This is a genomic window from Terribacillus saccharophilus (assembly GCF_046592895.1).
Taxonomy (GTDB): Bacteria; Bacillota; Bacilli; order Bacillales; family Amphibacillaceae; genus Terribacillus; species Terribacillus saccharophilus_D.
In genome coordinates, this window is the sequence record NZ_JAWVPU010000002.1 from 470505 (window position 1) to 492272 (window position 21768).

Sequence of the window (21768 nt, forward strand, 5' to 3'; positions counted from 1 at the left end):
ATGGACTATTTCTGGGCATTCGTCGTTGGCGGATTGATTTGTGTTGTGGGTCAGCTGCTCCTGGATGTTGCGAAATTGGATGCGGGCCATGTTATGAGTACATTTGTTGTGGCTGGCTGTGTATTGGATGGATTCGATTTATACGATAATCTGATACGATTTGCCGGGGCCGGTGCAACTGTCCCGATCACCAGTTTCGGCCATAGCTTGCTTCATGGAGCATTGGAACAAGCAGATAGACATGGATTCTGGGGCATTGCACTCGGCATGTTCCAGCTGACATCGGCTGGTATCGCAGCCGCAATACTATTTGGTTTCCTTGTGTCTGTCATATTTAAACCGAGGGGATGAGCGCTTCATGAAGCGAGTGATTCTCATTACCGATGGAGATGCTTATGCCAAGCGAACGATTGATTTTCTAGCTGAAAAGCTCGGTGGTACATCGCTTTCTTATCTGGCGGATAATCCGATGACTGTAAGTGCAGAAGTGATGAAGGATGCCATACATGGGGCGGCCGCAGAACCAGTGTATGTACTCCTGGATGATGGAGGCGTACCAGGCATCGGCAATGGTGAAAGGCTGCTGCAATCGATAGCGGCCGATCCGGCAATCAATGTGATAGGTGCATTGGCCGTAGCTGCACATACACAAAACCGGGAATGGAGCCGAGTCAGTTTCTCCATCGACCAGGACGGTGAACTGCAGCCTTATGGTGTGGACAAAGAAGGGGTCATTACGGAGGAAATTGGCCGGATCAACGGAGATACAGTCTATTTGCTGGATCAGCTCAATCTTCCTCTCGTGATCGCTATCGGGGATATCGGAAAGATGCATGGCAAAGATGCGATTGAAATCGGCTCCCCAATCACAGAACGAGCACTTCGTATGATACTTGAAAGGGAGGGAAGCTTCCATGGCTGATGAACAAAAAATGCCGATACCATCCAAAATCGATGAAGTGAACGATTTTTTGAAGGAACGTGTCGGGGTAGGCGTTTCCTTTGATGTAGGCCACCGTACACTGATCATCCTGAAAAAGCGAGTGGAGATCTACTACACGACCGGACTTGCGGATGCAGAAGTTGTTCAGCGTGTGCTCACCAAATTGATGAGTATCAATGATGACGAGAGAAATACGAATAAAGTATCTGAGATCATTGAAAATCGCTTGGTTCACATGCAAGTCAAACGGACGGAAAGCATCGATGATTGTGTGGATCAGTTTCTATCAGGATTGATCGTCGTCTTCATCGATGGCTGTGATTTTGCTTTTGTTGTCGATACAAGATCTTATCCTGGCAGGCAGCCCGAAGAACCAGATACGGAGAAAGTCATTCGCGGTCCACGAGATGGCTACACCGAGAACATCATCATCAATACGGCCCTGACACGCCGGAGGATCCGTGATGAGCGCCTTCGACTTGAGATGATGCAAGTTGGGGAAAGATCGAAGACGGATATTTGCATCGCGTATATAGAGGATGTTGCAGATCCCAATCTGGTGAAGCTCATCAAAAAAGAATTAAAGGAAATCGAGATCGATGGGTTGCCGATGTCCGATAAATCGGTGGAGGAATTCATCGTCAAACAAGGTTATCGACCATTTCCGCTCGTCAGGTATACGGAAAGGCCTGATATTGGTGCAATACACCTTTTTGAGGGTCATGTGCTGATCATTGTCGATACGTCACCCAGTGTCATCATCACGCCGACGACCTATTTCTCCCACTTGCAGCATGCCGAGGAATATCGTGAGTCACCCGGGCCGGGTACGTTCATACGCTTGGTCCGGCTGGTGGGTATATTTGTATCATTGTTTCTATTGCCTTTTTGGTATATGGTCACAGTTCATCCCGAACTGCTGCCGGATGCGATCGATTTTATCGGACCGAACAAAGGCGGAGGTCATATTCCTTTGTTCCTCCAGATACTGTTAGCGGATCTCGGGATAGAGTTCCTTCGATTGGCCGCAATTCATACGCCGACACCGTTATCGACGGCAATGGGTCTGATTGCAGCCGTGTTAATCGGTGAAATCGCAATCAATGTAGGGTTATTCACGCCCGAGGTCATTCTCTATGTGGCAATCTCTGCAGTTGGATCGTTTGTGACACCTAGTTTTGAGCTTAGTGTTTCCAATAAGATCACACGAATCCTTTTCCTGGTAGCAACAGCTATATTCGGAGTTCCGGGTTTTGTGATAAGCATCACGCTTGCCATCTTGTTTCTGGTGGGTACAAAATCACTCAATACACCATATATGTGGCCGTTCATTCCATTTAATCTTAGAGCGCTTTTGGAAATCATTTTCCGGACACCTGTGCCTTTGGCAAAATATCGTCCGTCCATCACCAACTCCCCGGACAAAACAAGGATGCCGAATTCTTAGTTGCTAGAAAAATGAGAATATGGTACGTTAACTCTATCTATTTTTTATGACAATTCGGGTAGCGTGACGTTTGTAGCGAAAGCTCATCTTCTTCCTATGCGGAAAAGTTGAGCTTTTGTTATTGCTTATCTGATGAAGACGTTGTTTGGAGGTATTGATTATGCAGCATCCTTTTGTAATAAATGATCAGCATATTTTGGAAATCGGCGGTGTCGATGCCGTCACACTTGCTAAAAAATATGGTACACCATTATTTGTATACGATGTCGGAATCATCCGGCAAAATGCCAAGGCGTTTGTCGAAGCATTCGAGGCATTGGGAGTCCATGCACAAGTCGCCTATGCCAGCAAGGCATTTTCGTCCGTTGCGATGCTGCAGGTAGCAAAGCAGGAGAAGCTCTCCTTGGATGTTGTATCCCGAGGTGAGCTGTATACCGCATTGAAAGCTGATTTTCCCACGGATAAGATTCATTTGCACGGCAATAACAAAAGCTATGAAGAATTATCGATGGCAGTGGAACATGATATCGGCTGTGTGGTTGTCGATAACTTCCATGAGATTGCATTATTGGAAGCTGTACTAAAAGAGCAAGGAAAACAAATGGATGTCCTGCTGCGGGTCACACCAGGTATCGAAGCACATACACATGATTATATCCTGACAGGAAACGAAGATTCCAAGTTTGGTTTTGACATTGCAAACGGACAGGCCGAAGAAGCATTCCTTAAAGTGAAAGATAGTGATGTGATCAGGATGAAAGGGCTGCACTGCCATATCGGCTCACAGATATTCGAAACCGACGGCTTTTTGATGGCAGTGGACCGATTGTTCGAACTGATTAAATCCTGGCAGACAGATCATGGTTATGCTCCGTCCGTCTTGAATGTAGGCGGTGGATTCGGCATTCGCTATACAGAAAATGATGAACCGCTTCCGTTATCGGATTATATTTATGCGCTGGTGGAGCGAATCAGGGCTGAAGCTGATAAAGCGGACATCGACATGCCGGAGATTTGGATCGAGCCAGGCAGATCGATCGTTGGTAATGCGGCGGTCACGCTATATACCATTGGTTCTGTCAAAGAAATTCCGGGAGTGCGCAAGTATGTGGCGGTCGATGGCGGCATGACGGATAATCTTCGTCCTGCACTTTACAAGGCTGTCTATGAAGCAAAAATCGCCAATCGTGCTGATGAACAGCCTTTGGAAACAGTATCCATTGCGGGGAAATGCTGCGAATCTGGTGATATGCTGATCTGGGATATCGATTTGCCGAAAGTCGAAGCAGGGGACTTGCTTGCAGTGTTCAGCACGGGTGCATATGGGTATGCGATGGCCAATAACTATAATCGATTTGGCAGACCTGCAGTTGTCTTTGTCGAGGACGGAGTGGACCGACTGGTCGTCCGGCGGGAAGAAGCAGAGGAACTGACAAGACTGGATTTGTCCTACGAATGAAAAAAATCCTGTATGCGAGCTGCATACAGGATTTTTTCTTATTCTTCGTCGAAAACTTTTACAGTTTCCATAGTATCTCCGGCTCTCATATTGCGAGCAGTTTCAAGACCGGAAGTCACTTTGCCGAAAACAGTATGAACACCGTTCAAATGCGGCTGCGGCTCATGCACGATGAAGAATTGGCTGGAACCAGTGTCTTTACCGGCATGTGCCATGGAAAGGCTGCCTGCTTCATGCTTATGCGGGTTGCCTTCTGTTTCACATTTGATCGTTTTCCCGCTGCCGCCCATACCAGTACCTGTCGGGTCGCCGCCTTGACTTACGAAACCGGGGATGACACGGTGGAAAACAACACCGTCATAAAAACCGGAGTTTGCGAGCTCTTCAAAGTTCGCCACTGTGTTAGGTGCTTCCTCCGGGTAAAGTTCGAATTCGATTTTATCTCCTTCAAGCATTAAGATGTATCCTTTTTTAGCCATTGTTTTGTCCTCCTAAAATTGAAAAGAGTATGTACTCCTTGATGATAATAACATATAACAGCTTCTCCCCGCTATATTCTGCTCCCATGCGCCGTATGACACATGAAATATAGGGGAAACTAGCAAGGAATTTCCTTATTGTGGTCCGATTTCGATGATATGGATGAAAAGCAGAGAGTAAAGTTGACAAAAAACGTAGATAGGTTTTAAATAAGACTACGTAAGCTAGGAGCTGACACACAGTTGCAGGATAGTGACAAACAAGAGAAAGTGCTTTTTTGGATCATGATGGGAGCGAGTGTCCTTTTTCTCCTGTCCATGCTCAGAAGGTTATTTTCTTAATGAGGGGTTATTATGCTAACACGTTACAAGAAGTCAATGGAAAAAATCGCGATGGGACTTTTATCTTTCATGCCCAATGTAAAAGATGTGAAAAAAATACAGGGTACGATTCAAGCGTACAATGACAACCCGAATTGGCACTTGTTTCTTTGGAAAGAAGAAGATGATATCCTTGGAGCGATAGGCGTTGCAATCGATGAAGATAAAGCCATTGTGCAGCATATTTCCGTCGACCCATCACACCGGGGTAATGGTATCGGTAAACAAATGGTTTGCGAGCTGCGGAATATGTACGCACCCATGCATCATGTCACGGCGACAGATGAAACGAAGAATTTCCTTGAGAAATGCGAAACAGAAGCTTAAAATAAAAACCAGCCTCCTTTTGAAGGCTGGTTTTCTTTATGCTACCGGCTTACAGCCAAGCAGCACCTACGATGATTAGAAGAATGAAAAGCACAACGATCAAAGCAAATCCTCCGCCGTAGCTACCCATGGTGAAATTCCTCCTTTGTATGATAGTACTCAGATAAATGCAGGTCTACTGAACATTTATCTTACGGTATAAGGTATGACAGGGATGGGGCATGGGGTTGGGCGGTCGTGAACTTTTTTCGGAAGGAGGAGATTTTTTATGCAAGGATACAGCGTGAAACTGGATGGGTTCGAAGGCCCGCTCGATCTGCTCCTGCATTTGATCAATCAATACGAAATCGATATCTATGATATTCCGGTGGCAGTGATCACCGAGCAATATATGAACTATATACATACGATGCAGCAGCTGGAGCTGAACATTGCCAGCGAGTATCTGGTGATGGCAGCGACTTTGCTCGCCATGAAGAGCCAGCTGCTTTTGCCGAATCAAGCGGCACTCGATGAAGAGGCAGCACTGGATGAAGAAGACCCTCGGGACGAACTGATGAATCGGTTGATCGAATACCGCAAGTTCAAGGAAGCAGCCGAGGATCTTAAGGAGAAGGAGTTGTCCGCGGACAAGCTTTATACGAGACCGCCTGCTCCACTTCCCGATAAACCGGAATTGAAACCGCTGGAACCTGGGGAAGTCACTGTTTATGATATGGTAGCCGCCCTGCAGCGTGTCTTTCGCAGAAGAGAGTGGACGCAGCCTCTCGATACGAAAATCCAGCGGGCGGAAATCATTTTGGAAGACCGGATGGGGGAAGTGCTGCAAACCGTCAGCAACCGGAAAGATGGGGTCGATTTCTTCGATCTTTTCCCGGAACGGACAAAGCAGCATATCGTGGTCACATTTATGGCCATTTTGGAACTAATGAAGAAACAGCAGATTTTCTGCAGACAAAAACAGCATTTTGATGAGCTGATCGTATTTGAAATGGGGATGCATGATGGAAGTACCGTATAACAGTATTTTGGAAGGGCTGCTGTTTGCAGCAGGTGATGAAGGGCTTACAAAGAAACAGCTCATGCATGCGCTTGAATTGGGTGAAAAAGAGATCGAGAAAGAACTCGCTGCATTGAAAGAAAGCTATAGTTCGCCGAGTCGTGGATTATCCATCATGGAGATGAAGGGCGCTTATCATTTGACCACAAAGGCAGAGCATGCCGTCTTCCATCGTAAACTCCTGGAATCACCGCAAAGCGGCAAGCTGTCGCAAGCTGCCCTGGAGACGCTGGCAATCGTAGCTTATAAACAGCCGATCACCAGAATCGAAGTGGAAGAAGTGCGAGGCGTAAAAAGTGAAAGACCGATACAGACATTGGTTGCACGGGGTTTCATCGAAGAAAGCGGTCGGAAAGAGGGAATCGGACGCCCGATCCTTTATGTGACGACACTTGCCTTCTTGGCATATTTCGGGTTGCACACTTTGGATGATCTGCCTCCTTTGCCAGAAGGTACCGATGATCCTGAAGGCGCAGCTGATTTATTCTTTGAAGATTTTCCCGCTGAATCAGAGTGACAAGATTCCCACGGATGCTTCGGTACATATGCTGATGCGAGGTGAGTGATCTTGGATAATCATGAATATCTGAAAGCATTGATGGAATGGAGCACCAAGATGCAGGAATATGCTGCTTCCCGCCAAGAGGATTGGTCAGCTGATCTAAGTGAGCTGCAGCATAATTTAAAGCAAGTATCAGCTTCGGAATCAATTGCACAAGAAGCAGTACTGCAGCTGCGACAGGATGCAGAGCGAGTGGCGGCCAGGGCAGAGCAATCCGCCCGCCAAAACAGTGTCAGGTGGGGCCAGCACCGACTTCCGCCCCTACCTTATCGATTTGATGCATTGGAGCCTTATATCAACAGGGAGATCATGGAACTGCATTACACAAAACACCATCGATCCTATGTCGATGGATTGAATAAAGCAGAAGAAATGCTCTATTTAAATCGGGAAGATAAAACAAGTTCGGATTATAAGCATTACTTAAGGGAACAGTCTTTTCATGGTTCGGGACATTTTCTTCATACGATCTTTTGGTATAACATGTCGCCAAACGGCGGAGGGGAACCGACCGGTCAGCTAGCTCAGCAAATCCGAAGGGATTTTGGCTCCTTCTCGAGATTCAAAGACATGTTCTCCAAAGCTGCCGACAGTGTCGAAGGAGTTGGCTGGGTCATCTTGGTTTGGGAACCAAGGTCGCATCATTTGGCGATCCAGACGCTGGAGAAGCATCAATTTTTCAGCCTGTTGGATACGATTCCATTGCTTGTGCTGGATATGTGGGAACATGCCTATTATCTGCAATACAAGACCGAGAAAAAGAAATATATCGATAATTGGTGGAACATCGTCAACTGGGCAAATGTGACACAAAGATTCCAAACGGCAAAACAAGTGAATTGGGCCCCATTCTAAGTTAGCAACCCCTATCCGGTCGGATAGGGGTTTTACCTTGTTCATAAGCTTGTCTTCCTTGCATACACTGTAAATAGATGACCAAGGGAGGTTCGTAATATGGTAAAGCGCATGCTGATGATGATGACTGCCTTATTCCTTTGTATGATGCTCCTGCCTGGACAAGCGGCTGCCAGACCCGATGTGTCAGCAGATGCTGCTATCTTGATGGAGCTTTCCACCGGCAGGGTCCTTTATGAAAAAAATGCATCAGATCCCAAGCGGATTGCCAGTATCACAAAAATAATGACGGCCATCATCGCCGTTGAATCAGGAAAAATGGATGAAGAGGTCACGGTCAGCAAAAATGCTGTCTACACGGAAGGATCTTCCATCTACTTGGAGCAAGGCGAAAAGCTTCCTTTGAAAGACTTGGTATACGGCTTGATGCTTCGGTCTGGCAATGATGCAGCTGTCGCCATTGCCGAACATGTCGGCGGCAGTGAAGAAGGCTTCACGCATTTGATGAACGAGAAAGCAGCATGGCTTGGCATGCAGGATTCACACTTTGATAATCCGCACGGCCTGGATACCGAAACACATCACAGCTCAGCTTATGACATGGCGATTTTGACGAAATATGCGATGAAAAATGATACATTCCGAAAGATAAGTGGTGCAAAGACATATAAGGCGGATTCCAAGAAATATGCCTGGGGAAATAAGAATAAGATGCTCACGCGTTATTATGAGTATTCTACCGGCGGGAAGACCGGATATACGAAAAAAGCAGGCAGGACACTTGTGAGTACAGCGGAGAAAGATGGCATGGAGCTGGTCGTGGTCACCATCGACGACCCGGATGATTGGCAGGATCACAGGAATTTGTTTGAATGGGGCTTTGAAGAGTATAAGCTCACCAAACTGAGACAACCGGAGACTGGCACTTCGATCATATATCCTGTTTCAAAACAAGAAAAGCAGCAGGCTAAAACGAAAACATATTTGCTGGATGCAGCCAAACAAGCTGGAAACAAGCAGATCGGGGCAGATATTTATTATGTGAACGATAAGCGAATCGGCACTGTTCCCATCTACACGCTCCCTGAAGAACCGACACTTGCAGGCAAAGCGAAGCAAGTCTTTGATGAATTGGCAGGTGTTCGCTTATGGTGAATTATATCTGGGCGGTCATGGCAATAGGTGGCATCATCTACGCCATGATAAATGGAACGATGGAAGAAGTGAATAAAGCCATTTTCAAAAGTGCCGATGATGCTGTAGTGCTTGCCATCAGCTTGATCAGTGTGATGGTATTTTGGCTTGGCATAACCAAAATAGCTGAAGCAGCCGGCTTGCTGAATGGGCTCGTCAAAATGGCAAAACCCTTCATCTCCAGATTGTTCCCGGATATTCCGAAAGAACATCCAGCCATGGGTTATATCCTGTCCAATTTGACTGCCAACTTTTTCGGGCTTGGCAATGCTGCGACACCAATGGGAATCAAAGCGATGGAGGAAATGAAAAAACTCAGCAATAGTCCCAGGGCCAGCCGTTCGATGATCACCTTCCTTGCCATCAATACATCAAGCTTGACACTGATTCCGACGACAGTGCTTGCCGTCAGGATGAAGTACGAATCGCATTCACCGACCGAGATTGTCGGCGCTACCTTGCTCGCTTCCATCATATCTTTCATCGGGGCGATATTGATCGATCGGATTTTCTATGAAATCCGCAGGCGAAGGGGGCGTCATGTATGAGTCTGCTCACAACGGCCAGCATTTGGATCATACCATGTCTCATCCTAGTCGTATTGGCGATCGCGACAGCCAAGCGGCTGCCGACTTATGAGCTGTTCGTCGATGGCGGCAAGGAAGGTATCGGTTTGGCGATATCGATTCTGCCTTTTTTGCTCGGGATGCTTGTCTCGATATCGATTCTGCGTGCATCCGGTGCGCTGGATGCACTCATCGGCTTGATCACACCGTTTCTGACGTTGATCGGCATGCCGGCAGACATCGTTCCGCTAGCCCTTGTCAGACCAATCAGCGGAACGGCTGCCCTTGGCATGACAACTGAGCTGATAGCGACTCACGGACCTGATTCTTTCATTGGCAGGCTCGCATCTGTCTTGCAAGGAAGTACGGATACGACATTTTATGTACTGACTGTTTACTTCGGCGCAGTCGGCATCCGTAAGATGGGAGATGCATTAAAAGTTGGACTGATGGCTGATGTTATTGGTATAATGGCTTCAATCATTGTAGTAACGATTATATTCGGAGCATGAGAAGCGTTGACAATCGTTAACGCTCTTTCTTTGTTCCTGATGATAAAGTGAGGATCAGCACATGGATAAACAAGAAGAACGTTTGCAGAAAGTGATCGCCCACAGCGGCATCACATCAAGAAGGAAAGCTGAGACGATGATTTTGGAAGGCAAAGTCAAAGTGAACGGCAAAGTCGTAAAGGAACTTGGCATCAAAGTATCCGATAAAGATACCGTCGAAGTGAATGGCATACCGCTCCAGAAGGAAAAATCGGTATATTATATGCTGTACAAGCCCCGTGGCGTCATCTCAAGCGTCCAGGATGAAAAGGACCGAAAAGTGGTTTTGGATCTTATGCCCGAAGTGATGGAAAGAGTCTATCCGATCGGCCGTCTTGATTATGATACATCAGGTTTGCTGCTTTTGACGAATGATGGGGAATTTGCCAATATGCTCATGCACCCAAGTCAAAAAATAGATAAGGTTTATGTGGCAAAAGTAAAAGGCATCCCGACTCCGGATGAACTGAAACAATTGAAACGTGGCATCATGATCGATGGTCAGAAATGCAAAGCTGTGTATGCGAAGCTGATGAGTGCCGACCGAAAGAAAAATACTAGTCTTGTCCAAATCATCTTGCATGAGGGACGCAATCGTCAGGTTAGGAAGATGATGGAAAAAATCCAATTCCCTGTCCAAAAACTCAAACGTGAACGTTATGGATTCCTTACACTCGAAGGACTGCAGCCAGGTGCGCACCGGAAGCTTACACCGGAGGAAGTGCATCGTTTCAAACAGGAATATAAAGAAAAACGTAAATAATTTGTCAAAATTGGCTAGCGGATGACATGCTATACTTGGCAAAGAGGTGAGTAAGATGACAGCCACTAGTAAACGTCGTTTCATCATCCGCTTGACCGTTCTTATCATACTGGCAGTCCTTGTACTGAGTGCGGGGTGGCAGCTGCTGCAGGATGGGCAGTCCGAAAAGGTGGAAGCCGGCGATATAGCACCTGATTTCCAGCTCACCGACATGCAGACAGGTGAGGAGTTCAAACTTTCCGATAAGAAGGGGAAAGGGGTACTCATCAATTTTTGGGCTACTTATTGCGAGCCTTGCAAACAGGAAATGCCCGTATTCGAAAAAGCATCACATACATATGAAAACAAAGATGTCATACTTGCCGCTGTCAGTGCCGATAACAGCACGCTATCGATACAGCGTTTCCAAGAGCGCTACAACCTGTCATTTCCGATCATGCAGGATAATGGACAAGTGATGGAAGCATACGGAGTAGACGCCCTTCCGGCAACTTTTTTCGTAAAGTCAGATGGCACGATCAGCCGGACTGTTCATGGTCCGCTAGAGACGGAGCGACTGGAAGATTACCTGGATGAGATAGTGCCTTGAGAAAAGAGGCGATGAATATGCAGCAATGTCCTTTTTGCAAAAAGGAAAACGATACCTCTTACCCGAAGTGCCCAAGCTGTGGACAAGTCATGATAGCGGATTTGGATATGCGCTATGAAGGGACAGTCCGTCGCTCACAGCGCAGCAGTCGGAATTTGATAGATAAGATGTGGCGCTTTTTCGCATCTGTGCGAAACGGTATGTACATCCTGCTGGTTACACTGCTTTCAACTGCAGTCGGAACGATTCTGCCGCAGCGGTCGTACATACCTCCCGGAAGTATCCCGAGCGAATTCTATGCATCGGAATATGGTGCTTTCGGCGAATTTTATCATCGTTTGGGTCTTGATCAACTGTACAGCACTTGGTGGTATATCACATTGCTAGGCTTGCTTGGAGCAAGCATCCTGATAGCAAGCATCGATCGCTTTTTCCCTTTGTACCGAGCATTGCGAAAGCAGCCTGTCAAACGGAAGGAACATTTTCTGAAGAGTCAGCTGTATACACGCATATGCAGTATGGATGATCAGGAACTTCTGCTGCAGGAGATACGAGCCAAGCGCTATCATATTCGTCAGGACGGGCAGGATTATCTGGCGGAAAAAAACAGATTTGCCAGATGGGGACCTTATGTCAATCATATAGGTTTGCTGCTTGTTTTGCTTGGTGCATTTTTACGTTTGTTCCCATTCTTCTATCAAGATGAGTTCATGTGGATCAGGGACAGGGAGACTGCTGTCGTGCCGGGGACTAACCAATCTTTATTCATCAAAAATGAACGGTTCCAAGTCGATACATACAGTACGGAAGATCCGAAATTCGAAGAAGCGATCGCACAAGAAGGCAGGACCATCCCGAAAAGCTTTACAACAGCTATCAGTGTCTATGAGGCAGACGGGCATATTGCCGGGAGTACGCCGGATTTGCAGCTGATCAAGCAAGTGCAGGTTTCGGTGAATCACCCTGTCCGGGCAGACGGATATACAATCTATCAATCAGGTTATCAGCTCAACGAGTTCAGCAGTCTCACCTTCCGAACTGAAAATGGTGGAAGAACAGCTGACTTTGTCGTCGACACAGTCGACCCTGAAACCAGTTATGAACTTGAGAATGGACTTCTAGTGGAATTGATCGATTACTACCCCGATTATCAGATGGATGGGGATGCGGTGATAAGTCTGTCTAAATATCCCCGTAATCCAGCTTTCGTTTTCCAAATCTCAAGTCAATCCGGCGATTCGGAAAGACTGTTTGTATCGCTGAAAGATGTTGTGAGCGAAACTGACGCAAACCGATACAGCGTTGCGGCAGTCGATTATGATACACACAATGTTAGCGGATTGTCGGTGAAACGCGATCTCACATTGCCGATTTTCCTGACTGGCGGATTCATCTTCATGATTGGACTTGTCCAAGGCCTGTACTGGCAGCATCGCAGGATATGGCTTCATAAACAAGCAGATGGCTCCTATTTGATTGCCGGACATACGAATAAACATGTGTCCTCATTTGTGAGGGAAGCAGATCGTATAGTGGACACCTGCGAAAAAGGAGGCAACAGCTGATGGAGAAATTATCTGCCTTGAGCGGTCATCTGCTGGAGGCTGCTTTTATCACGTATCTGGTGGGGGTTGTTTTATTTTCTGTGTCTGCCGTAAAAAAACAAAACCGCAAACCGGAACAAATCGCATGGTTTGTCACCGCTGCCGGGTGGCTTGCACAACTATGTTTTTTCATCCTCCGCTGGGTGTATAGTGGCCATGCTCCCGTGAGCAATCTATTCGAATTCATGACCTTCTTTGGCATGATGCTCATTTTGGTGCTGCTGATTTTATATCGATTTCATCGGTATCCGCTTTTAGCGGTTTTGGCATTGATGATCAGTATTTTGATCATCGGCTGTGCCGCCATGTTTCCGCGCGAAGTCGCACCGCTGGTACCTTCGCTGCAAAGCCATTGGCTGTACATTCACGTGACGACCGCTGCGCTTGGCGAAGCTGTGCTGGCTGTGAGTTTTTTTGCAGGTTTCCTGTATATCCTGCATGAAACCGACCAGAAACTACAGCCTAAGAGAGCATGGCTGATCGAAGGTTTCCTTGTACTTATCCTATCGGTCGCAGGTTACGTACTAATGGCTTTTCTATTCAGGTTGTTCGGTTACAGCGCTGAAATATTGTCAGCAGCAGGAACGAGAACGATCTATCAACTTCCGCCCGTTTTCATTCCAAGCGGTGCTGTAACATCGTCATTTCCGATTCAGTTCACGGTACCAGACTGGCTCCGGGGTGAAAATGCAGCCCAAAAACTCAATACGGTCATATTGGCCTTACTTTCCGGCGTCGTACTTTATCTACTCGTGCGATTATTCACAAAGAAAAGGATAGGAGCAGCATTGCAGCCATTGGTGCGCAAATTACCGAAGGATGTGCTGGATGATATCGGCTATCGGTCGGTGGCCATCGGTTTTCCAATTTTCACACTGGGAGCATTGATTTTTGCCATGATATGGGCCCAGCAGGCTTGGGATCGTTTTTGGGGCTGGGACCCGAAGGAAGTGTGGGCACTTGTCACCTGGCTTTTCTATGCTGCTTATCTGCATATCCGAATGCTGAAAGGCTGGCAAGGTATTCGATCTGCGTGGCTGGCCATCATCGGATTTTGTGTGATCATGTTCAATTTGCTGGCAGTAAACTTGCTTATCGTGGGATTACACGCGTATGCTTAACTTAAAAGAGAAAAGGGGAAGGATCATGGAAACAGAAGCTCATATTCTTGTAGTTGATGATGAAGACAGAATCCGCCGACTCGTGCGTATGTATTTGGAGAAAGAAGGCTACACACTCGATGAAGCTGCCGACGGAGAACAAGGCCTTCAAATGGCATCCGAGACTGATTATGATGTCATTTTGCTGGATGTCATGATGCCTGGCAAGGATGGTATCGAGGTTTGCCAGGAGATACGCAAGGAAAAAGGCACACCGATCATCATGCTGACAGCCAAAGGGGAAGAAGCCGATCGTGTGGAAGGCTTTGAAGTGGGTGCAGATGATTATATCGTGAAACCATTCAGCCCGCGTGAAGTCGTTCTGCGGGTCAAAGCGCTATTGCGCCGTTCGTCGACGACCAAGTATTTGCATACTGATGCAAAATCGAAAGATCTGCTTGTATTCTCGCATCTGACCATCGATAAAGATGCCCATCGCGTGACAGCGGATAATCAGGATGTGACATTGACGCCGAAGGAATATGAACTGCTTCATTTCCTTGCTTCGACACCGGATAAAGTATATGGACGGGAAGAATTATTGAAACAAGTGTGGAAATATGAATTCTTCGGTGATCTGCGTACAGTGGATACGCATGTGAAAAGATTACGTGAAAAACTGAGCAAAGTATCGGAAGAAGCAGCTAGCATGATTGTGACCGTCTGGGGCGTCGGTTACAAATTCGAAGCGGATAAAAGCTGATGCTCTGGGGTGGTGTTGTCAACAAGCTATGGCTGACCATCCTCGTTCTGGTGTCCGTCGTCCTTGGTTTGCTGACATTTTTACTGCTGGAATTCTTTGGGAACTTCCATATTGAAGAAGCAGAAGAAAGCTTGATGCAGACAGCATCGAAGGTTTCCATTCTGATGGAAGAAATCGATGATACCAGTACGGTTTATGATACAGCAGAACGCGTCCAAGATCCGAATTCGCGCATAGCGATCTTGCAAGACGACGAGTTATGGCTAACTGCTGCAGATGACGAGTCTGCACCGCTTCCCGCGGTGGACAAGCAATGGTTCCTTGGGGATACAGAACTCAAAAGAGCTGTCACGGAAGAGAAGGATGTTTCCAAACAGCTGATACTGCCCGATTCTGACCAAAGTGTGATCGTTGTCGGCACACCGCTCCAAGATGGCTCCGGTGCGGTCTATGTATATCAATCGCTTTCTGTCGTGAAGGAAACTGGCAATCAGACGACGCAGATCATCCTGTTGGGTGCTGGAATAGCCTTTATATTGACGACAGTCTTCGCTTTCTTCCTGTCATCGAGGATAACCAAGCCGCTGATCAAGATGCATGATGCGGCACTGAATGTTGCACGCGGTGAATTCGGCACAAAAGTACCTGTCGTCACACATGACGAGATCGGAATGCTGGCTACTGCTTTCAATAAGATGGGAAAACAGCTGGAATTCAATATAAATGCACTTAGTCAGGAAAAAGAGCATCTCTCCCGGGTGGTTAATGCAATGGTCGACGGCGTAGTCATGATCAACCGCCAAGGCGAATTGACAGTGACGAATCCTCCGGCTGAAGCATTCATCCATGATTGGCAGTTCGAAAACGGCGAAACCTTCCATGAGGTGCCTGGCGTTTGGCTGGAAATCATGGAAAATGTCGTTGCGACTGCTTCGGAAGTTACGCGTGAAGTAACGATTCAAGGCCGGGAATGGGTGATCATTGCCACGCCGCTGTACGATGATGCTACCATTCGCGGTGCGGTAGCCGTCGTCAGGGATATGACACAAGAACGCAGGCTCAATAAACTGCGCGAGGATTTCATCACCAATATCACACATGAATTGCGTACACCTATTTCCTTGCTGCAAGGCTATAGTGAAGCCATCATCGATGATATCGCCGATACTGTCGAGGCGAAGAACGAACTTGCCCAGATCATCCATGATGAGTCCTTGCGAATCGGCAGATTAGTCAATCAGCTGCTCGATCTTGCCCGCATGGAAGCAGGCGATACGAATTTGGTCATGGAAGAGGTGGAAATCAATCCATTCCTCGAGCGTATCGTGCGGAAGTTCCAAAGGTTGGCGGATGAACGTGACATAAAGCTTGGACTTGTCAATGCAGTCGAGAAAAGCACATATCATTTCGCTCCTGATAGCATGGAGCAAGTGCTGACCAACTTGATCGATAATGCCATCACGCATACCGAAAACACAGGAGCAGTCCAGGTGCTTGTATCAGACGAGAAAGGACAACTCGTCATGCGCGTCAAAGATTCAGGTAGCGGAATACCGGAAGAAGATTTGCCTTTTGTCTTTGAACGCTTTTACAAAGCGGATAAATCCAGGACAAGAAAGACGGCGAGAACTGGGAATGGCCTGGGGTTGGCTATCGCCAAGAACATTGTCAAAGCCCATAACGGATCAATCAAAGTGACGAGCAAGCTCCATGAAGGGACAACCTTCATCATTCTTCTGCCGCAGGATACAAATCCGACATAATATGATAAAATAAGCTGGATTCAAAGCACATGAGGTGTCGATCGACTTGATAGGGAATGCGGTGTGACTCCGTGACTGTCCTCGCAGCTGTGATTACCGCCGAACAGAACGAAACCACTGTCCGTTTTGGATGGGAAGGGTTCTTAGTAGATGAAGGTATCAGTCAGCAGACCTGCCCTGTGTGCTTATGTTTCACCGCTTCGAGGACTGAGCGGGTGAAGCGGCAGCTTCTGATGCTCTTTCCTTTACAAAAAGGGAGGATTTTTTTATGAAGAAAGCATTACATATCTTATCAGCTCTGCTGCTGGCAGCGGGTATACTTGCAGGCTGTGGTACGACAGAAGAGTCACAGCAGCAAAATCAGCAAACCGAGCAGCAAACCGAGCAGCAAACCGAGCAGCAAACCGAGCAGCAAATCACTGTCACGCTGTCGGAGGATGGCAAGGAGATTTCCTCCAAGGAAATCAGCTTCAAAGAAGATGACAGCTTGATGGATGTCATGAAGGAGAACTTCGAAGTGGAAGATGATGCAGGTATGATCACATCCATCGACGGCCACAGTCAGGATAAAGAGAATAACAAATATTGGCTTTATACTGTCAACGGGGAAATGGCACAGGTTGGAGCAGCTGATTTGGAACTGTCCGATGGAGATGATGTTGCTTTCAACTTGCAAGCATCTTAATGTTTTCCACTCGTAAACTGACACTATTGGCCATGCTCACAGCACTTGCAGCAGTGGGAAGGATTTATGCAAATGTACTGTTTCCCTTCCTGCCGAATATGCAGCCAATGACGAGTGTGATCATCATTTGTTCCCTGTTACTGGGACCGATTGCCGGCATCATCATTGCTGTGTTGTCGACACTGCTGTCGAATATGCTTTTGGGAATGGGGATATGGACTGTGTGGCAGATGCTTGCTTGGGGACTGATCGGCTTTTCATTCGGTTTCCTGGGCAAGCTTTGGAAAAGGCCTCCGCTCATACCCATGACGATTGCCAGCATTCTGACAGGCTATTTGTATGGATTTTTGATATCTGTGCCGAATGTATTCATCATGGAGCATTTCCTGGCCTATTATATTGCTGGCTTGAGCTTTGATACCCTGCATGCGATCGGCAATGGCATTTTCTTTTTCATTTTGTACCCGGTACTCAGCAGGTTATTCGAAAAATGGATTCCTGCCGAAAGGAAAAGAACCACTTCCGTTTGATTGGGAAGTGGTTCTTCATATATGAGACAATGCTTCTTTTCCGATCACCAGATCACTGAGCTTGATCGATTCTGTCGGACAGCTTTCATAAGCCTCTGTTACATCCTCCTGCAATTCCTCCGGAACGGAGAAGGTGCCTGTATTGCGGTCAAGCAGGACAAATGCCAGTCCTTCATCGTCATATTCGTATACGTCCGGCGCGACAGCTCCGCATGTACCGCAAGCAATGCATGTATCCTGATCGACATATGTATACATTGCCATCTGCGCTTTTCCTCCTTCTGCTTCCAACAAAGCTACTATATGCTTTATACTAAGTGTATCGCGTACCGAAACGGAATACAAGCAAACAGAAAGGTTTGATCAGCATGCTCTTGGCATCCATCATCATCCATGCCGCCCGGCCGATTCGCAGGGAACGGAGTGCGGCATCCATTTACCATTTGCTGCAAGGCAAGCGTTCTGCCCAAACATTGCAGGATGCTCACATGTATGGTCTTACGCATTTGTTCGGCATTTATCCTAAACTGCCCAGGCAGCTTTTCGACCAAGTTGTAGAGAACATCCTGCAAGATGGGCAATCGAAAGAGCCGGAAAGAGACCGATTGCCATATTTCAAAGGCATGCAGTATCAAATGCAAACAGAGTCATTCCTGCATCGCCTGCTGCTTTTGATCCAGCTTCTTTCCAATGATGCCAGGGAGGAAAAGCATTATATCCCCGTGACAGACAGCCCGGCTGTCCAGCATTGGATAAAGCAATGGTATCGTCAGGAACAGCATCGGATAAATGACTGGCGTACAGGTATCCACTCAGAATTAGCGAGTCTCCTGGGACGATTGCCGGACTTTCAGGCTGATATATTCGTCGACCGGCTTACCGGCTACCAACATATAGGTTTGACGACCGGGCAGCTTGCGAGTAAATACAAGGTGCACGAAACCGACATCCTGTTGTATCAGACATCGACTGTCCACCATCTCCTTCATCATACGGAGAGTGAAGCGGCAGCTTTTCCGCACCTGGCTGCACTGATGAACAAGCAAGAGCAGCAGACAAGCTCGATTACGTCTACCGCCCAGAAGACACGCATGATGCTCGAACGTGGATTGACATTGGATCAAATTGCCGCAGTCAGGGGATTGACGGAGAACACCATCAAGGATCACATTGTGGAAATGACATGGCTGGATGGCGAAAAACTGGCCAGCAGGTTTTTGTCTGCTACAGATTGCAATATCATCTTGGAATGTGCAGCTAAGGCAGACACAAATAAACTGAAGCAGATACATGCCTTATTGGAAGGTAAATACGACTATTTCCAAATCAGATTGGCACTTGCACTGCGGAAAAAGCAAGGGGTGAAAGCATGAGCACAGCACTGCAGCAGGGTTTACAAAGGTTTTACGGGTATGAACGATTCCGGACGGGGCAAGAAGAAATCCTGGAAAGTGTCATGCAAAACCGCCATACGCTTGGTGTGTTGCCTACCGGCACAGGCAAGTCGGTTTGCTACCAGCTGCCTGCTTTCATGCGGGGAGGACAAGTCATCGTCGTTTCCCCGCTGCTGTCATTGATGGAGGATCAAGTGAAGCAGCTGCGGGCAAGAGGTTTCAAGCGGGTGGCTGCGCTCAATAGTTTTCTTGGTTTTGAAGAGAAGCAGCAGATACTTAGAAAACTGCAGCACTACGACCTGCTGTATGTATCACCCGAAATGCTGCAGAATGAATTTGTCATCCAGCGTCTGCAGCAGCTGCATATCCAGCTATTCGTCGTTGATGAAGCCCATTGCATTTCCCAATGGGGACAGGAATTCCGGACTGATTATCTGCGTTTGGCAGAAGTGATCCGAACTCTTGACAATCCTCCGGTGCTGGCGCTGACCGGAACGGCAACCCCTGAAGTGCAAGCTGATATTCAACATCTGCTTGGTGATTTGGAAATGGATGAACATATTTATCCGATGGACCGGGAAAACATTGCTTATTTTGTCCGAGAAGTTCAAGATCAGCAAGAGAAAAATGAAACGATGCTTGCTTTGCTCAAAAAAATACAGGAGCCTGCAATCATCTATTTTTCCAGCCGCACGATGGCAGAGAGTACAGCCGCGATCATCCGGGCAAACTTACCAGAGTTAGCTTGTGCCTATTATCATGGCGGCATGGAAAATGAAGACAGGATCTTGATCCAGCAGCAATTCCTAGCCGGACAGCTGCAGGTCATTTGCTGTACGAGCGCTTTTGGCATGGGCGTCGATAAAGAAGATGTCCGTCTGATCATTCACTACCATCTGCCAAGTGACAAGGAATCGTTCATCCAGGAAGTCGGCAGAGCTGGAAGGGATGGCGGAGAAAGTGTGAGCGTGGTTCTCTATAGCCCGGGTGATTGGCAGATTCCCGTACATTTGATCGAGCAGGATCTTCCTGAAAAAGTCTCCATCCAGCAGTTGCTGCGTTTTCTTTATCAGCGGGTGAAGGCAGGGCATACAGAATTGCCAGCATATGAGCTGCTGATCCAGCACATCCCGATTAGTGAGACACAATGGCGATTTTTACTCTACCAAATGGAGAAACATGATATAGTTAAGGGAAATCATCTGCAATACGGGGCAAAAGCTTGGAAGGATTTCCTGGACAGCATAGAGAAATTTGTGGAAGGCAGGAGAAAGCATAAGCTTGTGCAGCTGCAGCGCATGAAAGAATGGGTATATACCGGGACATGCAGGCGGCAGGCGCTTTTTGCCGACTTTCAACATGAAGTCAGCCAAGCGAAGGGGCGTTGCTGTGATAATTGCGGTGATACCCTTACCGACTGGCAGGCAAGCTCCGCCAAAACACAGCCTAACCGTACAGGCTGGCGCGAACAACTGCAGCATCTCCTGTATCAGTGAAAACGGAATGGAAGGATGGACACTTCATGGCCAAGACAGAAGAGAAAGACCAGAATCTAGAGGAACTGGTAGCATCTGTTACGCAGTCCGCAGGCGAAGAGGAAATACCCGGCAAACAAGAGGAATCGGAACCTGAGGTCCAGCGCATCGATATTCTTAATCTGCCGCCGCGCCGGACGATCCATGACGGGCAGAAAACGAAATTCCGCCTGCACTGGAACGGAGGTATCGCCAGGTTCATCCTCCTTACGGCCATCGTACTTGCGGTTATTGCATTCATACTGATGTACACGAATATGCCGCTGTCGATTCCGTCTTTATTTTAAGCCGTTTTCAGTTTGGACAACAAGGGTATTTTTAACTCAAAGATTAATATACTAATTATACGTACAGATCCTTACTATTCGAGACTTGAGCGTATCATTAAAATGGACGCACCCATCTGGGGTCGTGCCGCGTACAAAACATAAAGCGAATCATATGCTATCTATATCTAGAATGGCATCCAAGGGGGAAAAGTGATGAAGTTAGAGCGCGTTTCATTAAATCAATTCAAGATCTTTCTTACCTTCGACGATTTAATCGAGAGAGGCTTGACTAAAGAAGATCTGTGGCATGATCTTCCGGGCGTTCATCAGCTTTTTCACGATATGATGTATGAAGCAAGCGATGAATTGGGCTTTGAATTGGAAGGAACGCTTCTGGTTCAAGTGCATATTCTTCAAGCACAAGGGATGCAAATCATTGTCACGCAGTATCCGCAGACGGAAGACTTCGAAGAAGAAGAGGATTATATCGAAATGAAAGTGACGCTTGACGAAAGCAGGGAGCTTATCTTTTCATTCACTGATTTTGAAGACATCATCAGTGTTTCACGTCAGCTGGAGCAGATCGGTATCGAAGACGCCGCTGTGTATTTCATGAACGATTTGTATTACATGGAGATCCGTACGCTGCTTCATCCTACTGCAAGGGAAAATCTCATTGCAGTCATGTCTGAATTCGCCAACCCGAGTATTGTCACCTCGGTAAGGCTTCATGAATACGGCAAGAAGATTTTCGAAGAGGATGCAATACGGCAGATCCACACGTATTTCAGTTAAGTCAGGTAAGATACCGGAGCATCCGCCGGTATCTTTTTAATTTTTGTCACATGAATGTGTTCTCATTATTCATCTCTCCGCTTTTTTGATAAAATGGATTGGAAGATTGAATTGATTAAAAACGCTGCACAAGATGGGGAATTATTTAGGAGGT

The 21768-nt window shown here is 47.1% G+C and carries 26 protein-coding genes and 1 riboswitch; of the genes, 23 read left to right on the forward strand and 3 right to left on the reverse strand.

Annotated features, from left to right (window positions below):
• The 4 genes from spoVAE to lysA all read left to right on the forward strand — a co-directional run bounded on the left by spoVAE (position 1) and on the right by lysA (position 3849).
• Positions 1 to 351, forward strand: a complete 351-nt coding sequence (gene spoVAE / locus SFC66_RS08185; RefSeq protein WP_411218209.1) for a stage V sporulation protein AE — start codon at positions 1 to 3, stop codon at positions 349 to 351.
• A gap of 7 nt (positions 352 to 358) precedes the next feature.
• The gene (gene spoVAEA / locus SFC66_RS08190) at positions 359 to 922 is read left to right on the forward strand and encodes a stage V sporulation protein SpoVABEA (RefSeq protein WP_411218210.1); all 564 of its coding nucleotides are present in this window, start codon (positions 359 to 361) and stop codon (positions 920 to 922) included.
• Positions 915 to 2390: a spore germination protein gene (locus SFC66_RS08195; RefSeq protein ID WP_411218211.1), complete on the forward strand. Its 1476-nt coding sequence runs from the start codon at positions 915 to 917 to the stop codon at positions 2388 to 2390. Before spoVAEA ends, SFC66_RS08195 begins: the two co-directional genes overlap by 8 nt.
• Positions 2391 to 2550: 160 nt before the next feature.
• Entirely contained in the window at positions 2551 to 3849 is a 1299-nt protein-coding gene (lysA, locus tag SFC66_RS08200) for a diaminopimelate decarboxylase (RefSeq protein ID WP_411218212.1), read from the forward strand.
• Positions 3850 to 3887: 38 nt separating this feature from the next.
• On the opposite strand, the gene SFC66_RS08205 is transcribed toward lysA, so the two are convergent.
• On the reverse strand, positions 3888 to 4328 hold the full coding sequence (locus SFC66_RS08205) for a peptidylprolyl isomerase (RefSeq protein WP_411218213.1): 441 nt from the start codon (positions 4326 to 4328) through the stop codon (positions 3888 to 3890).
• A 354-nt stretch (positions 4329 to 4682) separates the two neighbouring features.
• Here SFC66_RS08205 and SFC66_RS08210 point away from each other — a divergent pair, with 354 nt between their 5' ends.
• Positions 4683 to 5036 (forward strand): GNAT family N-acetyltransferase, encoded by a 354-nt coding sequence (locus SFC66_RS08210; protein ID WP_411218214.1) that lies wholly within the window; start codon positions 4683 to 4685, stop codon positions 5034 to 5036.
• Positions 5037 to 5085: 49 nt separating this feature from the next.
• On the opposite strand, the gene SFC66_RS08215 is transcribed toward SFC66_RS08210, so the two are convergent.
• Positions 5086 to 5166 (reverse strand): YjcZ family sporulation protein, encoded by an 81-nt coding sequence (locus SFC66_RS08215; protein WP_038561009.1) that lies wholly within the window; start codon positions 5164 to 5166, stop codon positions 5086 to 5088.
• 138 nt (positions 5167 to 5304) lie between these two features.
• Here SFC66_RS08215 and SFC66_RS08220 point away from each other — a divergent pair, with 138 nt between their 5' ends.
• The 14 genes from SFC66_RS08220 to SFC66_RS08285 all read left to right on the forward strand — a co-directional run bounded on the left by SFC66_RS08220 (position 5305) and on the right by SFC66_RS08285 (position 17621).
• The gene (locus SFC66_RS08220) at positions 5305 to 6057 is read left to right on the forward strand and encodes a segregation/condensation protein A (RefSeq protein WP_411218215.1); all 753 of its coding nucleotides are present in this window, start codon (positions 5305 to 5307) and stop codon (positions 6055 to 6057) included.
• Entirely contained in the window at positions 6038 to 6613 is a 576-nt protein-coding gene (scpB, locus tag SFC66_RS08225; protein ID WP_411218216.1) for an SMC-Scp complex subunit ScpB, read from the forward strand. Before SFC66_RS08220 ends, scpB begins: the two co-directional genes overlap by 20 nt.
• Before the next feature lie 45 nt (positions 6614 to 6658).
• Complete coding sequence (locus SFC66_RS08230; RefSeq protein WP_411218217.1) at positions 6659 to 7513, forward strand: superoxide dismutase; 855 nt, start codon at positions 6659 to 6661, stop codon at positions 7511 to 7513.
• 120 nt (positions 7514 to 7633) lie between these two features.
• Complete coding sequence (locus SFC66_RS08235) at positions 7634 to 8668, forward strand: D-alanyl-D-alanine carboxypeptidase family protein (protein WP_411218716.1); 1035 nt, start codon at positions 7634 to 7636, stop codon at positions 8666 to 8668.
• Positions 8662 to 9255 (forward strand): nucleoside recognition domain-containing protein, encoded by a 594-nt coding sequence (locus SFC66_RS08240; protein ID WP_411218218.1) that lies wholly within the window; start codon positions 8662 to 8664, stop codon positions 9253 to 9255. The genes SFC66_RS08235 and SFC66_RS08240 overlap by 7 nt, the downstream gene beginning before the upstream one ends.
• Positions 9252 to 9785 carry a spore maturation protein gene (locus tag SFC66_RS08245; protein WP_411218219.1) on the forward strand — a complete coding sequence of 178 codons (534 nt, stop codon included), beginning with the start codon at positions 9252 to 9254 and terminating at the stop codon, positions 9783 to 9785. Before SFC66_RS08240 ends, SFC66_RS08245 begins: the two co-directional genes overlap by 4 nt.
• 61 nt (positions 9786 to 9846) lie before the next feature.
• On the forward strand, positions 9847 to 10587 hold the full coding sequence (locus SFC66_RS08250; protein WP_411218220.1) for a pseudouridine synthase: 741 nt from the start codon (positions 9847 to 9849) through the stop codon (positions 10585 to 10587).
• 55 nt (positions 10588 to 10642) lie between these two features.
• Entirely contained in the window at positions 10643 to 11176 is a 534-nt protein-coding gene (gene resA / locus SFC66_RS08255) for a thiol-disulfide oxidoreductase ResA (protein ID WP_411218221.1), read from the forward strand.
• A 17-nt stretch (positions 11177 to 11193) separates the two neighbouring features.
• The gene (resB, locus tag SFC66_RS08260) at positions 11194 to 12741 is read left to right on the forward strand and encodes a cytochrome c biogenesis protein ResB (RefSeq protein WP_411218222.1); all 1548 of its coding nucleotides are present in this window, start codon (positions 11194 to 11196) and stop codon (positions 12739 to 12741) included.
• Positions 12741 to 13901, forward strand: a complete 1161-nt coding sequence (ccsB, locus tag SFC66_RS08265) for a c-type cytochrome biogenesis protein CcsB (RefSeq protein WP_411218223.1) — start codon at positions 12741 to 12743, stop codon at positions 13899 to 13901. The genes resB and ccsB overlap by 1 nt, the downstream gene beginning before the upstream one ends.
• Positions 13902 to 13926: 25 nt before the next feature.
• Positions 13927 to 14643: a response regulator transcription factor gene (locus SFC66_RS08270; RefSeq protein ID WP_411218224.1), complete on the forward strand. Its 717-nt coding sequence runs from the start codon at positions 13927 to 13929 to the stop codon at positions 14641 to 14643.
• Complete coding sequence (locus tag SFC66_RS08275) at positions 14643 to 16406, forward strand: ATP-binding protein (protein WP_411218225.1); 1764 nt, start codon at positions 14643 to 14645, stop codon at positions 16404 to 16406. The genes SFC66_RS08270 and SFC66_RS08275 overlap by 1 nt, the downstream gene beginning before the upstream one ends.
• A 15-nt stretch (positions 16407 to 16421) precedes the next feature.
• A riboswitch (cobalamin riboswitch) is annotated at positions 16422 to 16600 on the forward strand.
• Between the two features lie 74 nt (positions 16601 to 16674).
• A complete protein-coding gene (locus SFC66_RS08280) occupies positions 16675 to 17091 on the forward strand; it encodes a DUF4430 domain-containing protein (protein ID WP_411218226.1) in 417 nt (138 codons plus the stop codon).
• Positions 17091 to 17621: an ECF transporter S component gene (locus SFC66_RS08285; RefSeq protein ID WP_411218227.1), complete on the forward strand. Its 531-nt coding sequence runs from the start codon at positions 17091 to 17093 to the stop codon at positions 17619 to 17621. The genes SFC66_RS08280 and SFC66_RS08285 overlap by 1 nt, the downstream gene beginning before the upstream one ends.
• Positions 17622 to 17636: 15 nt before the next feature.
• On the opposite strand, the gene SFC66_RS08290 is transcribed toward SFC66_RS08285, so the two are convergent.
• On the reverse strand, positions 17637 to 17885 hold the full coding sequence (locus tag SFC66_RS08290) for a ferredoxin (protein ID WP_411218228.1): 249 nt from the start codon (positions 17883 to 17885) through the stop codon (positions 17637 to 17639).
• Between the two features lie 104 nt (positions 17886 to 17989).
• Here SFC66_RS08290 and SFC66_RS08295 point away from each other — a divergent pair, with 104 nt between their 5' ends.
• From SFC66_RS08295 to SFC66_RS08310, 4 genes are all read left to right on the forward strand, one after another.
• Positions 17990 to 18994 (forward strand): YpbB family protein, encoded by a 1005-nt coding sequence (locus tag SFC66_RS08295; RefSeq protein WP_411218229.1) that lies wholly within the window; start codon positions 17990 to 17992, stop codon positions 18992 to 18994.
• Complete coding sequence (locus SFC66_RS08300; RefSeq protein ID WP_411218230.1) at positions 18991 to 20511, forward strand: RecQ family ATP-dependent DNA helicase; 1521 nt, start codon at positions 18991 to 18993, stop codon at positions 20509 to 20511. Before SFC66_RS08295 ends, SFC66_RS08300 begins: the two co-directional genes overlap by 4 nt.
• Before the next feature lie 26 nt (positions 20512 to 20537).
• Positions 20538 to 20837 (forward strand): hypothetical protein, encoded by a 300-nt coding sequence (locus SFC66_RS08305; RefSeq protein WP_411218231.1) that lies wholly within the window; start codon positions 20538 to 20540, stop codon positions 20835 to 20837.
• A gap of 195 nt (positions 20838 to 21032) precedes the next feature.
• On the forward strand, positions 21033 to 21614 hold the full coding sequence (locus SFC66_RS08310; protein ID WP_411218232.1) for a genetic competence negative regulator: 582 nt from the start codon (positions 21033 to 21035) through the stop codon (positions 21612 to 21614).
• Positions 21615 to 21768 lie beyond the last annotated feature (154 nt).